The organism is Cobetia sp. MB87 (assembly GCF_011319755.1).
In the GTDB taxonomy this organism is placed as follows: Bacteria; Pseudomonadota; Gammaproteobacteria; order Pseudomonadales; family Halomonadaceae; genus Cobetia.
Map to the genome: position 1 here is coordinate 107619 of NZ_VFBC01000002.1, position 14644 is coordinate 122262.

General features: G+C 60.7%; 10 protein-coding genes. 6 read left to right on the forward strand and 4 right to left on the reverse strand.

Going from position 1 to position 14644, the window contains the following annotated elements; translation table 11 throughout:
- Window positions 1-990: 990 nt before the first annotated feature.
- The gene (gene can / locus CDPAHKCJ_RS00700) at window positions 991-1644 is read right to left on the reverse strand and encodes a carbonate dehydratase (RefSeq protein WP_043334249.1); all 654 of its coding nucleotides are present in this window, start codon (window positions 1642-1644) and stop codon (window positions 991-993) included.
- 338 nt (window positions 1645-1982) lie between these two features.
- Here can and gorA point away from each other — a divergent pair, with 338 nt between their 5' ends.
- The 4 genes from gorA to CDPAHKCJ_RS00720 all read left to right on the forward strand — a co-directional run bounded on the left by gorA (window position 1983) and on the right by CDPAHKCJ_RS00720 (window position 9771).
- The gene (gorA, locus tag CDPAHKCJ_RS00705; protein ID WP_166017968.1) at window positions 1983-3371 is read left to right on the forward strand and encodes a glutathione-disulfide reductase; all 1389 of its coding nucleotides are present in this window, start codon (window positions 1983-1985) and stop codon (window positions 3369-3371) included.
- Window positions 3372-3902: 531 nt separating this feature from the next.
- Window positions 3903-4892, forward strand: a complete 990-nt coding sequence (locus CDPAHKCJ_RS00710) for a TAXI family TRAP transporter solute-binding subunit (RefSeq protein WP_166017970.1) — start codon at window positions 3903-3905, stop codon at window positions 4890-4892.
- A gap of 513 nt (window positions 4893-5405) precedes the next feature.
- Entirely contained in the window at window positions 5406-7988 is a 2583-nt protein-coding gene (locus CDPAHKCJ_RS00715) for a TRAP transporter permease (protein ID WP_166017972.1), read from the forward strand.
- Between the two features lie 376 nt (window positions 7989-8364).
- On the forward strand, window positions 8365-9771 hold the full coding sequence (locus tag CDPAHKCJ_RS00720) for a PhoH family protein (protein ID WP_043334244.1): 1407 nt from the start codon (window positions 8365-8367) through the stop codon (window positions 9769-9771).
- Window positions 9772-9978: 207 nt separating this feature from the next.
- Here the strand turns inward: CDPAHKCJ_RS00720 and CDPAHKCJ_RS00725 are convergent, their stop codons facing one another.
- Window positions 9979-10944 (reverse strand): DNA-binding protein, encoded by a 966-nt coding sequence (locus CDPAHKCJ_RS00725; protein ID WP_166017974.1) that lies wholly within the window; start codon window positions 10942-10944, stop codon window positions 9979-9981.
- A 514-nt stretch (window positions 10945-11458) separates the two neighbouring features.
- Here CDPAHKCJ_RS00725 and CDPAHKCJ_RS00730 point away from each other — a divergent pair.
- Window positions 11459-12721: a site-specific integrase gene (locus CDPAHKCJ_RS00730; RefSeq protein ID WP_346773882.1), complete on the forward strand. Its 1263-nt coding sequence runs from the start codon at window positions 11459-11461 to the stop codon at window positions 12719-12721.
- Between the two features lie 112 nt (window positions 12722-12833).
- Window positions 12834-13265 carry a SufE family protein gene (locus CDPAHKCJ_RS00735; RefSeq protein ID WP_054556665.1) on the forward strand — a complete coding sequence of 144 codons (432 nt, stop codon included), beginning with the start codon at window positions 12834-12836 and terminating at the stop codon, window positions 13263-13265.
- Between the two features lie 184 nt (window positions 13266-13449).
- Here CDPAHKCJ_RS00735 and CDPAHKCJ_RS00740 read toward each other — a convergent pair whose 3' ends face one another.
- Window positions 13450-14184: an RES family NAD+ phosphorylase gene (locus CDPAHKCJ_RS00740; RefSeq protein WP_205700748.1), complete on the reverse strand. Its 735-nt coding sequence runs from the start codon at window positions 14182-14184 to the stop codon at window positions 13450-13452.
- Window positions 14181-14582, reverse strand: coding sequence for an MbcA/ParS/Xre antitoxin family protein (locus tag CDPAHKCJ_RS00745; protein ID WP_052384668.1), 402 nt, complete (start codon window positions 14580-14582; stop codon window positions 14181-14183). The genes CDPAHKCJ_RS00740 and CDPAHKCJ_RS00745 overlap by 4 nt, the downstream gene beginning before the upstream one ends.
- Window positions 14583-14644: the final 62 nt, after the last annotated feature.

The window sequence follows — 14644 nt, forward strand, 5'->3', positions numbered from 1 at the left end:
CGAGGTAGACACGCAGGATGCGTTCTAACAGTAGAGAGTCACTTGGTTGCGGGACAATCGAAATGTTGAGTAGCCGGATTCAGGTGGTGAATAGCCTTTTCCTCACGACGCAACGTCATCCAGGCTGGTGCAGGATGCGGGAGGGGCGAAGCGACACCCCGGATGTCATACGGCAACACCATCTCTCGCATCAATCAAGCTGCGGGCTACACGCGCCTCCTGTCGAGGCAACGCGGAGAGACTCAGCCCTGCCTTCTGCCGAGAAAGCCACCGTGACACTGGTCTTCCTCTCTCACACCGCAAGCCTTCGCAACAAGAAAATACCAATATAATCAATAATTTGAATGAATAATGATGATCGGGCCTCGGGAAGATTCCCGGCCGCGGTGTGGCCGTGTTGTGTGTGCGTCCCGTCAGTCGACAGCGACTGCTCGAGAGACATTGCGTACGCCGGATGGCGACAATCAGGCGTCACGTCACCTGGCGATCAGCAGACGCCATCAGCGGTAGAAAAGCCGACAGGATACGTGGTGATTTTTCGAGGTGTGCAGCCTCTGCACTTGATTGGTGCGCGTGGCGTTCTGCGACCAAAGTTGCGCCTCTGAGGCCCCTCACGAAGCCCTGCAAGGTCGCTATTGCGCTGTAAAATTCACAAACGGTACGCTGAAAGCACGTGAAAGACTTTCCAGCGCAGATGATCGCGAGCCCCGACCCCACTCAATAGACGCCAAGCCATAGGTGATCAGAACATTGCAAGTCAGCACATCGGAGGTCAGGCGGATAGGCGCCAAGGCAGTCGCCGCTGGCAAGCACTCGCGACTATGCACTGGCAGAGGGCGGGAGCGTCTTAGGTAAGGCTGAGGGCCGGTCCTGATAAGAGGGTGGCCTGAAACGCGACGCGCCTCCCGAGTGGGAGGCGCGTTCAGGAGGGCACTGACGATAACGCCACCGGTACCCTGTGGCACCGGCAGCTGGATCAGGCCGGCTTGCTCAGTCTTGCTGCGGCAACGGCTCGATGCGGTCCACACGATACAGCTGCGGCACCTGTGACAGGTTGCTTATGGTGCAATCGAGGTTGTTCACTCGACCATCGGACAGGCCGTAGACCCAGCCGTGTACTTCCAGCTTCTGACCGCGCTCCCAGGCGCGCTGCAGGATCTTGGTTCTGGCCAGGTTCTGCACCTGAGAGCGGACATTGAGTTCGCACATGCGGTCGACCTGCTCATCCAGCGGCAGGTCCTTGAGCTCGTCATAGTGCAGGTTGTAGAGCTCACGCAGGGTGTGCAGCCAGTAGTCAACCATGCCATTGTCACCGCCGGTGATCGAGGCACGCACGCCACCACAACCGTAATGGCCGACGATCATGATGTGCTCGACCTTCAGGACATCGACGGCGTACTGGATCACCGACAACGCGTTCATGTCGTTGTAGTGGATCAGGTTGGCGACATTGCGATGAACGAAGACTTCACCGGGCGGCAGGTCGATGATCTGGTTGGCCGGTACGCGGGAATCCGAGCAGCCGATCCACAGAAAGTCAGGATTCTGCTGGTCCGAGAGGCGCTTGAAGAACTCAGGGTCGCGCTCGGTCATGGATTCAGCCCAGACCTTGTTTTGCTCAAGCAGCTTTTCGATATTGCTCATGGCAGGGAGACCACTTTTTCAAATGACGGGGGCAGGGGATGGTTCTCACACAGAGGCGTTGGCCGTGATGCCTCTCGGGCGCAGACCTTCCGGGCTCAGGCCCTCGAGACAGAGTGACAATGTTACGCGCCCGTAGAGCGCTTCGCCAATGACGGTGCTAGCCCCTGTGCCAGCACGTTGTAACTTTTGTCTAACATGCTTGTTGCACATATTTACCGTGTCAGAGGCCACAGGGTCAACCTGAAGGCCGATACGCGGGTAACCGTGCCCATCGTCACGGGACTCCCGAGGGCGCGCGAGTCCTGATACCATGTGGCCAATTCATCAAGGAGATTCCCGTGACCGATCAGACCCATCAGCCTGCGACAGGCCAGTTTGACTTCGACCTGTTCGTCATTGGTGCCGGCTCCGGCGGCGTTCGCGCTGCCCGTACCGCCGCCGCGACCGGCGCCCGCGTTGCCGTGGCAGAAGACCGCTACCTCGGCGGTACCTGTGTCAATGTCGGTTGCGTGCCCAAGAAGCTCTACTCCTACGCTGCCCATTACCATGATTCCTTCAAGGACAGCGCCGGCTTCGGTTGGGATCTGGGGGACACCCCTCGCTTTGACTGGGCGACCCTGCGCGATCGCAAGACCGCCGAGATCTCTCGTCTGAACGGCATCTATCGCAATCTGCTCAACAATTCCGGTGCCACGCTGATCGAAGGCCGTGCCAGCATCGCCGATGCCAACACCGTCGTCGTCAATGGCGAGCGCCACACCGCGGCCAAGATTCTGGTCGCTACCGGTGGCTGGCCGTTCCTGCCGGACTTCCCGGGTCGTGAACATGCGCTGGATTCCAACCGCATCTTCGACCTGGAAAGCTTCCCGAAGCGCTTCTTCGTCATTGGTGGCGGCTATATCGCCGTCGAGTTCGCCAGTATCTTCAATGGCCTGGGTGCCGAGACACACCTGAGCTATCGCGGCGACCTGTTCCTGCGTGGCTTTGACAACGAAGTACGCGAGTTCACGCGTGACGAGATGTCCAAGAAGGGCGTCAATCTACACTTCAACACCACGGTCGAGTCCATCGACAAGCAGGGCGACGTCTACAGCGTGCGTCTCAGCGATGGCCAAGTGCTGGAAGTGGATTGCATCCTCGCCGCCACCGGCCGCAAGCCGAACATCGAAGGCCTGGGGCTCGAGAATGTCGATGTGGCGCTGAATGTCGATGGCACCGTGCGCGTCAACGAGCGCTTCGAGACCACCACCCCGTCCATCCTCGCGCTGGGTGACATCATCGGTGGCCCGGAACTGACGCCGGTGGCACTTGAAGAAGCCATGCACTTGGTGCGTGCGCACTTCGGCGACGGCGTCGTGGGTGGTCTGGACTACGACACCATCGCGACGGCAGTATTCTGTCATCCGAATATCGGTACCGTCGGCCTCAGCGAGGAAGCGGCCCGCGAGAAGTTCGACAGCATCCGCGTCTACACCGCCGACTTCCGTCCGCTCAAGCACACCCTGTCCGGCAGCGATGAGCGCAGCCTGATGAAACTGATCGTCGATGATGCCAGCGACAAGGTCGTCGGCGTGCACATGGTCGGTGATGAAGCCGGTGAGATCATGCAGGGCATCGGCATCGCCGTGCGTGCAGGCCTGACCAAGGCCGACTTTGACCTGACCGTGGGCATTCACCCGACGGCAGCGGAAGAGTTCGTCACCATGCGCAGTGTCACGCGCACCTGACAAGCCAGTCGCCAAGACAGCGGGTCGAAAAGACTGAGCTTTGAAAAGACTGAACGTCGCAAGAAAAGAACGTCGAAATAAAACGCCCCACGGCCTTGCCGTGGGGCGTTCTTGCATGTGTCTTCTGCGTGCTCCCAGACGCAAATCAACTGCGAAAGGGGAGTAATGGTTACTGAGTAACGGTGCAGGTTACACAGTCAGCTGCAGCGACCACCTGAATCCGCGCTGAAAGTTGTACGCAATGGGAAAGCGGCAATCCTCGCGTGGCGAGGGACAAGTCGTTGCCTGCGCAGTTCACTGCCAACACCTACACCTTTCGTAGCATAAAGCATGACAAGCTGGTACTCGCGCACTTCAGCTATGCTAGTCTCAGTGCAGCGTTATGCACCTCAAATTACTGAAATATCAGCCATGTGGCAGTGGATAAGCCTGAAAATCGGCTTGTTTCACACGCGATAAAAGCAAGGGCCTGGCCGGTACCGAGGTGCACGACGGCAACACCAATAACAAGCCAGCAAAGGGAGTTTCAACATGACCATGATCAAGAAGTCGCTGACAGCGGCGGTCGCGACCGCAGGTCTTGGCCTGATGGGGATCTCCGGAGGCGCCAGCGCCGCCGAGCAGACCTTCGTAACCATCGGCACCGGCGGTGTAACAGGCGTTTACTATCCGGCTGGTGGTGCAATCTGCCGCTTGGTCAATCGTGGCAAGGCCGAACACGGCATTCGCTGCAGCGTCGAATCCACGGGCGGTTCCGGCTACAACCTGAACAGCATCCGTACCGGCGAGCTGGACATGGGCGTTGCCCAGTCTGACGCGCATTACAATGCCTATGAAGGCAAGGGCGACTTCGAAGACTTCGGCCCGAACAAGGACCTGCGTTCACTGTTCTCCCTGCACCCGGAACCGTTCACTGTCGTCGCTCGCAAGGACAGCGGCGTGACCGAGTTCGACCAGCTGGAAGGCAAGCGCATGAATATCGGTAACCCGGGTTCCGGTCAGCGCTCGACCATCGACACTCTGCTGTCCTCTCAGGGCAAGGACACCAGCGTGTATTCCGTGGCCTCCGAGCTCAAGGCCTCCGAGATGTCTTCCGCGCTGTGTGACAACAAGATCGACGGTTACGTCTACGTCGTGGGTCACCCGTCCGGTTCCATCAAGGAAGCGACCACCACCTGTGACGCAAACATCGTCAATGTCACCGGCGACGCCGTCACCAAGCTGGTCGAAGAGAAGCCTTACTTCTCCGTCGCGACCATCCCGGGTGGCATGTACCGCGGCAACGATGACGACGTGACCACCTTCGGTGTCCGCGCGACCATCGTGTCCAGCGCGGAAGTCGAAGACCGCGTCGCCTACGAAGTGGTCAAGGCCGTGTTCGACAACTTCGATCAGTTCCAGCGCCTGCACCCGGCGTTCCAGGTTCTGAAGAAGGAAGAGATGGTCAATGCTTCCCTGACGGCGCCGCTGCACGATGGCGCCAAGCAGTACTACAAGGAAGCTGGCCTGCTGAGCGAGTGATATGCCCTGTGCGCCTCGCCTGCGAGGCGCCGTGCATGAACGCTCACCCTGTGCTCAAGGACCCGAGCATAGGGAGCACAGGGAATTCCCGGAGACCGCACTCGTTGCGGTCTCCGTGCTTGTGGAAAGTCTGCATTCCCGGGCGGCCACTTAGGTCGTGCAGGAAAGGGCCAAGCAAGAAAAGGCCGAGCAGGGATAGCGCAGCAGAGACACCCGCTGTCATTGCGCAATCAAGACTTGCCTGCGAGTGGCAAGTGGCGTAACGGCAGCCGCAGCATGGACAAGCGTGACCAGGCAAGGTCTCACGCTCGTCACGAGCCTAGCTCGCTGCCCGTTCAGGAAAGCGTTCAGTTAATTTGCGCCCTGATTGGGTGAATCAATGGAAACATCTGTCAGGCCGGACATACTGAAGACGTAACCAGCTTGATAAGCATGTGGTTGAGCAGGACCTTCTGGTCGAGCAGGAAGGTGACCTGTCAGCCATCGCCTGACTCGCGTACCGGATCACAAAAAATGACCAAAACCCAAACTGCAGCAACGTCTCAGGCGCCAGACGCCGAGACGCATCATGATGCTGAAGTCCTCGAGATGCTGGAGTCGGAAACCGGCGGCCGTCATCCCGTGGGCTTCGTGGGCCGCCACTTCATGTGGCTGATTCCACTGGCATGGTCGTTGTTTCAGCTTTACCACGCCTCGCCGCTGTCACTGCTCAATTCCGACACCGCGCGCGCCGTGCATCTCTGTTTTGCCATTTCGCTGGCCTTCGTGGCGTACCCGGCCTACAAGGGTGCCCCCGCCAACCGCATTCCTCTCTATGACTGGGCATTGGCGATCTTCGCCGTGGCGGGTGTCGCCTATGTGCTGATCTTCAGTGATGAGCTGGCACGCCGCGCTGGCGCCTATACCACCGTGGACCTGGTGTTCTCGGGGATCGGCCTGGTCCTGCTGCTGGAAGCCACGCGCCGCGCACTCGGGCCGCCACTTGCGGTCGTCGCCAGCGTCTTTCTGCTCTACAGTCTGTTCGGCGCCTACATGCCCGATGTCATCGCGCATGCCGGGGCCAGCCTCAACAAGCTGCTCGGCCACCAGTGGCTGACCACGGAAGGGGTGTTCGGGGTCGCGCTCGGTGTTTCCACCGACTTCGTATTCCTGTTCGTGCTGTTTGGTGCCTTGCTGGAACGCGCAGGCGCCGGTAACTACTTCATCCGCATGGCCTTCTCCATGCTCGGCCATATGCGTGGCGGACCGGCCAAGGCCGCCGTCGTCGCCTCTGGCCTGTCCGGCATCATCTCCGGCTCCTCCATCGCCAACGTCGTCACTACCGGCACCTTCACCATCCCGCTGATGAAGAAGGTCGGCTTCCCGGCCACCAAGGCGGGCGCCGTGGAAGTGGCAGCGTCCACCAATGGTCAGCTGACGCCGCCGATCATGGGTGCCGCAGCCTTCCTGATGGTCGAATACGTCGGCATTCCTTACCTTGACGTCATCAAGCATGCCTTGCTGCCGGCATTGATTTCCTACATCGCCCTGATCTACATCGTGCACCTGGAAGCGTGCAAGGCCGGCATGGAAGGCCTCAAGCGCACCCAGAAGACCAGCATGATCGCGACCTTGCTGACCTTCCTGACCGTCTTCATCGGCATGGGGATACTCACTCTGGTCGTCTACTACGGCATCGGCTGGATCAAGACCCTGGCGGGTGACGGCGCGGTCTGGATCGTGCTGCCGCTGCTGCTGGCCTCCTATGTGGCACTGATCGCCTACTCGGCACGCTTCCCGGAGCTTGGGGAAGGCGATATCGATGAACTGCCGCCGGTCGGTCCGACCGTCAAGGTCGGTCTCTACTTCCTGCTGCCGGTCGTGGTACTGGTGTGGTGCCTGACGGTTGAACGCATGTCACCGGGGCTATCGGCTTTCTGGGCCGTACTGTTCATGATCTTCATCACCGTGACCCAGCGTCCGCTGGTGGCCATCTTCCGCAAGGAAGGCAATGTCGGCGGCGCCGCACAACGCGGTGGCGAAGACCTCTTCCATGGCCTGGTGATCGGCGCCAAGAACATGATCGGTATCGGCGTGGCGACTGCGGCGGCAGGTATCGTCGTTGGCACCGTGACCCTGACCGGACTGGGCCTCAAGATGACTGCCTTCGTCGAGTTCATCTCGGCCGGCAACCTGATGCTGATCCTGCTCTTCACCGCCGTGATCAGCCTGATCCTGGGCATGGGCCTGCCGACGACCGCCAACTACATCGTCGTCTCGACGCTGATGGCACCGGTCATCGTCAATCTGGGCGCGGAAAACGGCCTGATCGTGCCGCTGATCGCCGTGCACCTGTTCGTGTTCTACTTCGGGATATTGGCTGATGACACGCCACCGGTGGGTCTAGCCGCCTTCGCGGCGGCCGCGATCGCCAAGGCAGACCCGATCAAGACCGGTATCCAGGGCTTCACCTACGATATCCGCACCGCGATCCTGCCGTTCATGTTCATCTTCAATACCAACCTGCTGCTGATGAACATCGACAGCTACTGGCACCTGGCGATCACGGTGGCCTCGGCCGTCGCGGCGATGCTGGTCTTCGCAGCGGCGACCCAAGGCTACTGGCTGACCCGCACGCGCTGGTACGAGACCATCGGTCTGCTGCTGATCACCTTTACGCTGTTCCGTCCGGGCTACTGGTGGGACATGATCTATCCGCCCACCACCATGGCCGCACCGCAGCAGATCGAGACGCTGATCGCCGAAGCGCCGGTGGACAGCAAGCTGCCGATTCACGTCTCGGGCATCAACCTGGATGGCGACGAGGTTTCCAAGACCGTGTTGCTGCCGGTCTCTGACGCCGAGAGTGGCGAAGCCCGTCTGACCGATGTCGGCCTGACGCTGGACATCAGCGACGAGCAGGTGCTGGTCAGCATGATCGAGTACGGCAGCGTGGCACAGCAGGCCGGCATCGACTTCGACTTCACCATCGATGGCATCCAGCAGACGGCTGAGCGTCCGCCGAAGGAAATCGCCATGCTGCCGGCACTGGCGTTGCTGTGGTTGATCGGCTTCCTGCAGGTACGTCGACGTCGTCAGCAACCCGCCGTTGCCTGACGCCTAAGCGCTATCCACTCGACAAGATAGCGTTTGAGCGCCAATCCTCACGGCTGATGCCGTGAGGGGATAAACAAAAGCCGCCCCCGAGATGCTCGGTGGGCGGCTTTTTCATGCCTGCGGCGCTGTCTTATACCTGAGGCGCTGACTTTGCGTGCGGCGCGGCTGGCTCTCTCTGCTACAGGTTGGGACTGCTCAGCATGATGCTGTCAGGCTCCTGGCAAGAGGGCATTTCATGAGGGAGCGACAGTATGCGCCTGCCTTGCGTGACCTGTCTGCAAGGCTTGCGTGAAATCTGAACGCGTTTTTGCAACACGATCGACATATTCATCATGCTAGCTTCAAGGGGCACACTCCAACGGAAGGCATGTCGCCAATGGTAAGAGTCGAGAAGCAGTCCCGTCGTCTGTATGTCCTCGATACCAACGTGCTGATTCACGACCCCTCAGCCCTGTTCCAGTTTGACGAGCATGATGTCGTCATACCGATGACGGTGCTGGAGGAGCTGGACAAGCACAAGAATGGCAACAAGGAGATTGCCCATACCGCCCGCCAGATCAGCCGTACGCTGTCCGATCTCACCGCGGATGTCACACCTCAGGAAATCCTGCGTGGAATTCCGCTCCCGCCCTCCATGAATGGCGCGGGCAACCTTCACTTCCTCTCCGGCCATGTCGATCAGAGCGACGCCTGCGCCGACAATCGCATTCTTGCCGAGACTCGCAGCCTGTCTGCACGCTGTCAGGACGCCTCGGTCATCCTGGTGACCAAGGACATCAATCTACGTATCAAGGCCGCCGCCCTGGGCATGGCGGTGGAAGACTATCTGACGGACCGCGCCTTCACCGACAGCGACGCCATGATCGAGGGCGTCAAGCTCTTTCACGAGGCCGGCCACGACGGCCAGGGCGTCTGGGACGACATGCAGGTCGATGTCACCGTCACGCGCGAGCACCATCGCACCTTCTATGAGCTGTCAGGCCAGATGCCCAAGGACTGGTACCCTGGCATGCTGATCGCGGATTGCGATGGGGATGATGGCGCCAGCTTCGAGGCCATCGTGCGCGAGCTGGAGCACGACTATGCACGTCTGGAAGTGCTGCAGAACTATCGCAACGAACGCAGCGCCTGGGGAGTGAACGCCCATGACAGTCGCCAGAACTTTGCACTCAACCTGCTGATGGACGACAGCGTCGACATGGTGTCGATCGCGGGCAGTGCCGGTACCGGCAAGACCTACATGACGCTGGCTGCCGCGTTCGAGCAGACACTGGAGAAGAAGCGTTTCGAACGCATCATCTTCACCCGCGCGCCGATCGCGATGGGCGAAGAGATCGGCTTTCTGCCCGGTACCGAAGAAGAGAAGATGTCACCGTGGATGGGCGCCTTCCACGACAACATGGACAACCTGCTGCGCAAGGAGGGAGAAGGCACCAGCGCCTGGAACGAGGAGGCCACGCGCGCCTGGATCGGCAATCGCGTCCAGATTCGTTCCCCGTCCTTCATGCGTGGCCGCACGTTGAGCGATACCTTCCTGATCATCGATGAAGCCCAGAACCTGACACCCAAGCAGCTCAAGGGGTTGCTGACACGGGCGGGCGCCAACACCAAGGTAGTACTGCTGGGCAATGTGGGCCAGATAGACACTCCCTATCTGACCGCCAACACCTGTGGCCTTGCGGTGGCAGTGCAGCGCTTCAGCTCGTGGCCGCATGCCAGTCACGTGACACTCAAGTGCGTCGAGCGCTCACGCCTGGCGCTGGTCGCGGAAGAGCTGCTGTGAGGGATTCGCTGCATCTTCGACAACTTGCTATCCACTCGATGGCGTCGCCATCACGACACTGACGGCTCTGATATCACGAGCCTGGTATCACGAGATAGAGAACACGACAGCACTGACAAAAAACGCCGCCCTGATGGGCGGCGTTTTCGTGTGCACTGCGTCATGTCGGTCACGCTGCAAGTGCGTGGCGATCACTCGACAAGGCCTTCAGCATACGAAGGGCGGCAAGGGCGCAAAGGCCAGACGCTCCTTGAGCAACTTGTTTTCATGCGTCAGCTGCCCAAGCTGAGCCTCCAGGCGTGAGTATTCCGCCGAGGAGTGCTCCAGCTGCGCGCGCATGTCCTTGAGCTCCGTCTCGCGCTGCTGGCGAGCCGAGACCTCCTCAAAGCGGCGACGCTCTTCTTCCTGCAGCTGCTTGCGTTGCTCGGCCGCCTGGGCATCGAGACGCTCGACGCGCTTCTCGAGCTGCTCCTGACGACGTCGATGCTGTTTGTCGAGCTCGCTTTTCTCGAGACGTGCATCATCCAGCATCTTCATCAGGCGCGTTTCACTGGCTTCATGACGCGCCTCTTCCTGCGCGAGGCGCTCCTTCCACTCGCTTTCCTGCGCTTGAATCGCCTGCTGATGACGCTCATGGTCCACTTCGCGCGTGCGCTCCATGGCCGCGATGTCTTCCTGGGCCAAGGTCAGACGCTTTTCGAGCTTGTCCTGCAGCTGTTGCCAATGTTCCTGCTCATTGGTCAATGTCGCCAAGGCCTGCACGCGCTCTTCGAGGCGCGCCTGCACCTGAGCCAATTGCTCGGACAGGGCGCTGAGACGCTGTTCGGCATCTTCCGCGCGGCGCTGTGCCTGCGCTTGGGCCTCACGCGCCTCGACGGTCTGCTTGTCCGCTTCCTGGCGATAGTGCACCAGGCTTTCATTGGCCAGTGACTGCGCCTCCTTCCAGACCGTGGCCAGGGTCTCGGTGAGACTGTCAGGCATGGCCTGGCTCAGCGGCTCATCACGCTTCTCGGCGCGCCGCTGGCGCCAATCACGCAGATGATCGCTGATAGTGGTGAAGCTGCCGGTCCCCAGCACTTCACGAATCTTCTGCACGCTCGGGGCCTCGCCCCGTGCCATCAGTGACTCGATGGCTCGTTGTACATCCTCGTACTGGACGCCAGTGCGCGCCATGGGAATCTCCGTCCGTAGTCCGTCATTGATACATAGTCTGTCATTGATTCGTCGCAAGTCTTTGCTGCCTGGCCGCCATTACGCCACGAAGCGCGACCAACTACCACTCTCAAACGTGCACTCTGCAAGCACGTGCTGACAGCTGATGGGCCACGCCATCTGACGAGAGCATTGCCGTGATGTCGCTCACCTTATTGTGCCATCGGCCTGCCGCCAGTCTGGTGCCCATCTTAGCGATGTTTTCTCACAAGATAAAGATAATTACATATTACGTAATACGTAATTTACGATACATCAAGCTCTACAAATTCATGATTACGCGCCTTATCTTGAATTATCATGGTCATATCGTCACAATCAGCCTCGAGGTCAGGGCAAGCCTGGTCAGAACAGGGATAGGTAGAGCAGGAAAGGGCAGACAAGTGAATGACAGGGGCGCCAAAGCGCGGCGCACGCCTGATATGACGCGCCAGACGGGCGATCTACAGCCAAGAGCAGCAACGGGAGTTGATCGGTGGAAGAAAGCAGGCATGACAGCATCACGGCGCTGGTCGGTCACTTGGAGGGCGAGCTATCCAGAGTGCAGCAGCATGCCCAGCTGACGGCCGCTGATGATCGCGCACTGATTCGCGCCCACACGGATGTCGAGGCCGTGGCCGCCTGGCTCAACGAATATCGCCACAGCGCTCAGACGCTGCGTGCCTATCGCAAGGAGGCGGAGCGCCTGCTGCTATGGCTAAAGGCCGAGGGGGAGCAGGGTAGAGAATCCGCCCTGGCCAGCCTGGATCGCGAACGACTCGAGCACTTCGAGGCGTTTCTGGCCGACCCTCAGCCTGCAGAGGTCTGGATCGGCAGCGTGCGCGCCCGCAAGCATCCGCAGTGGCGACCCTTTCGCGGCCCGCTAGCCCCCGCCAGCCGCCGTCAGAGCCTAGTGATCCTGCAGGGCATGTATGCATGGCTGATCGAGGCCGGCTACCTGTCACGCAATCCGTTCCGTCTGATGCGCGACAAGCGCCGCATGGACAACCGCACGCTGCGCATCGAACGCTATCTTGAGCGCCCGTTATGGGACTGGTTGTGGAGGCGTATCGAAGCGCATTGCGAGGAGCTGACACCGGTCGGTGCTTCACCTGAAGACGAGGTGTCCCGCGAGCGCTTCGTGGCCGAGCGCCAGCGCTTTCTGTTCGCGTTCGCCTATCTGATGGCGCCCCGCATTGCGGAAATGGCCGCCGCAAGGATGGGGGATATCGTCAAGCGAGAAGGCCAGTGGTGGTGGCGCGTGATAGGCAAGGGCGCCAAGCTGGCCGAGATTCCATTGCCGCCGCCGATGCTCGAGGCGCTGGTTCGCTGGCGACGCCTGCGCGGGCTCAATGATCTGCCGCAGGCACTGCCCGCCGATGAGTCGCTGCCGCTGCTGGCGCGCCTGGATGGCACGACACCGCTCGGCGACAACCAGCTCTACCGCTTGATCAAGCAGACTTTTGCCCAAGCTGCCCATGACATGCGCCAGCGCATCCAGCGCCCCGGCGATGCCAGCGAGCTGATGGCACGCACCCTCGATCAGGCAAGCCCTCACTGGCTGCGCCACACCGCGATCACCCATCAGGCACAGGCCGGGGTAGAGCTGCGCTTTCTGTCACGCTCCGCCAGACACTCGCGACTGGATACGACATCGCGCTACCTGCACGCCGAGGACAGCGAGTGGCAGCAACAGATGGCCAGGCATTCGCTGGCGACGCCAGGCTATCCGCCTGAGGCGTCAGAACACGACCCATGAGCGTTGTCCTGGGCGCTCAGGCCCGAAGGCACCGTGCGTCCGCCCGAGTCAGGCGTTATCATGGCGACAGCGTATCTTCAGACACTTTGCAGTGACATCATCGGGAGTCAGCATGAGCGACGCGCAACAAGCGCAGGCGGAACTGGTCGAGGAATTCAGCTTCTTCGACAACTGGATGGACCGCTATCAGTACATCATCGACATGGGCAAGGCGCTGCCGGAATACCCGGAGGCACTCAAAGGCCCTGAGACCAAGATCGATGGCTGCCAGTCCAACGTCTGGATCCATCCCGAAGTGCGTGGCGAAGGCAGCGAGCAGCGCCTGCATTTCCAGGCGACCTCGGACGCCGCCATCGTGGCTGGCCTGATCGCCGTGGTGCTGCGCATCTACAACGACCGAACGCCGCAGGAAATCGTCGCTACACAGCCGACCTTCCTCAATGAGCTCGGCCTCGACAAGCACCTGTCGCCGACGCGCTCCAACGGCTTGCATGCGATGCTCAAGCGTATCTACGGCGTAGCCGAGCTTCACGCCAACGCCTGAGGCCTGGCGTTTTCGCTCTGAGGCTTCAGGCCTGATGATTCAGGTCTGGGCCGACCCGAGCAACGCAAGACGCCCGCCATTCCGCTCGAAATCTCGAGACTGGAATGGCGGGCGTCTTTTTTTGGTTTTTTTCAAGAATTTCTCAGGGCTTTCTCAGGTCGTTCAGCAGGGCGTTTTCACACCCTCAGCGATGCTCGCGCACCTCCAGCACATGCGTCATCGCCTGATGCTGCCCATCCCAGACATAACGCAGGTGCGGCCCCTGAATGGGGATACTGACCGCCGGCGGACGCAGAATGGCGGCGCACTCGGCGCCTGCATCCACCTGGGCGTGGCGCACACTCGGATAGAGCAGGCCAAAGCTGCCAGCCTCTCGCAACCTGGCGGCAAAGGCCTGGCCGGCAGGGTAGCTGGCCATATCTGGCTGACAGAGGGCGTCATGGCCCTCGCGAATGTCATGCAGTGGCTGCGTCACGCGATTGACGTAGCTGCGCATGGTCATTTCCTGGCTGGGCTGCGCGGTATCGGCCAGAAAGCGCGCCATGTGGAAGCGGGTCTCGCTGATCGCGGTATCCAGCGTACTGGCGCAGTAATAGACCCCGAAACTGCCATCGGTGAAGCGCGAGGCACGCCCGATGTGCGTGAAGGCCGCCATCACCGGCGTGGAACCCGGCCCACTGATGCGGTCTTGCGGCGCGACACGACTCAGCTCACCGGCCTCTTCACGCAGGCGATCATTGGTCAACGCCTCGATGGCAAACGCCATCTCCAGCTCATCAGGCTCGAGAATGTCCTCGAATACCGAAATGGGCGGGAAGGCGCTGGAAATCACGCGCCAGGCGCTCTGCCAGTTCGGCAGCGTCAGCGCGGGCAGAGCGGAGTCATCGACAGGCTCGCCTTCGCTCGTCCATTCGCTCATCCACGCACTCCGTCGAGATAACGGCGAGTGTCGGCCAGCGAGACCACCTGGCCGGCCAGCATGTAGTCCAGCGCACTCTGGCCATTGAAGGGCGCCGCACGATTGGGACGGCGTACCCATTCATGGGCCATCTCGGGAGTATTGCTGAACAGGATGCGCAGAGCCTTGTGGATCCCCATCACGTAGGAGATACGCTCCAGGGTGTCGTTGGGCAGGCGCACTTCCGGCAGCTTGCGGTACTTGTGGTAGGTAGTGGTGCCGATACCCCCCAGCAGCACACGCTGATCCGCCGCGCTGCACTGCCACTTCTCCATGATGTTGAAGAAGGATTTGAGAGCAACGCGGCCCGCACTGGGACTGGTCGGGGACACACGATCGAGGGCGGCTGCGGTAGACATGACATTCTCCTGCTGACTGACGATGGCGTCACAGCTGACACCGTACACATGTGAATGATAAC

Bases quoted from the DNA above. Each gene is read 5' to 3' on its own strand.
- CDPAHKCJ_RS00710 (WP_166017970.1), top strand. From the start codon at position 3,903: ATGACCATGATCAAGAAGTCGCTGACAGCGGCGGTCGCGACCGCAGGT.
- CDPAHKCJ_RS00715 (WP_166017972.1), top strand. From the start codon at position 5,406: ATGACCAAAACCCAAACTGCAGCAACGTCTCAGGCGCCAGACGCCGAG.
- CDPAHKCJ_RS00740 (WP_205700748.1), bottom strand. From the start codon at position 14,184: ATGAGCGAATGGACGAGCGAAGGCGAGCCTGTCGATGACTCCGCTCTG.
- CDPAHKCJ_RS00720 (WP_043334244.1), top strand. From the start codon at position 8,365: ATGGTAAGAGTCGAGAAGCAGTCCCGTCGTCTGTATGTCCTCGATACC.
- CDPAHKCJ_RS00725 (WP_166017974.1), bottom strand. From the start codon at position 10,944: ATGGCGCGCACTGGCGTCCAGTACGAGGATGTACAACGAGCCATCGAG.
- can (WP_043334249.1), bottom strand. From the start codon at position 1,644: ATGAGCAATATCGAAAAGCTGCTTGAGCAAAACAAGGTCTGGGCTGAA.
- CDPAHKCJ_RS00735 (WP_054556665.1), top strand. From the start codon at position 12,834: ATGAGCGACGCGCAACAAGCGCAGGCGGAACTGGTCGAGGAATTCAGC.
- CDPAHKCJ_RS00745 (WP_052384668.1), bottom strand. From the start codon at position 14,582: ATGTCTACCGCAGCCGCCCTCGATCGTGTGTCCCCGACCAGTCCCAGT.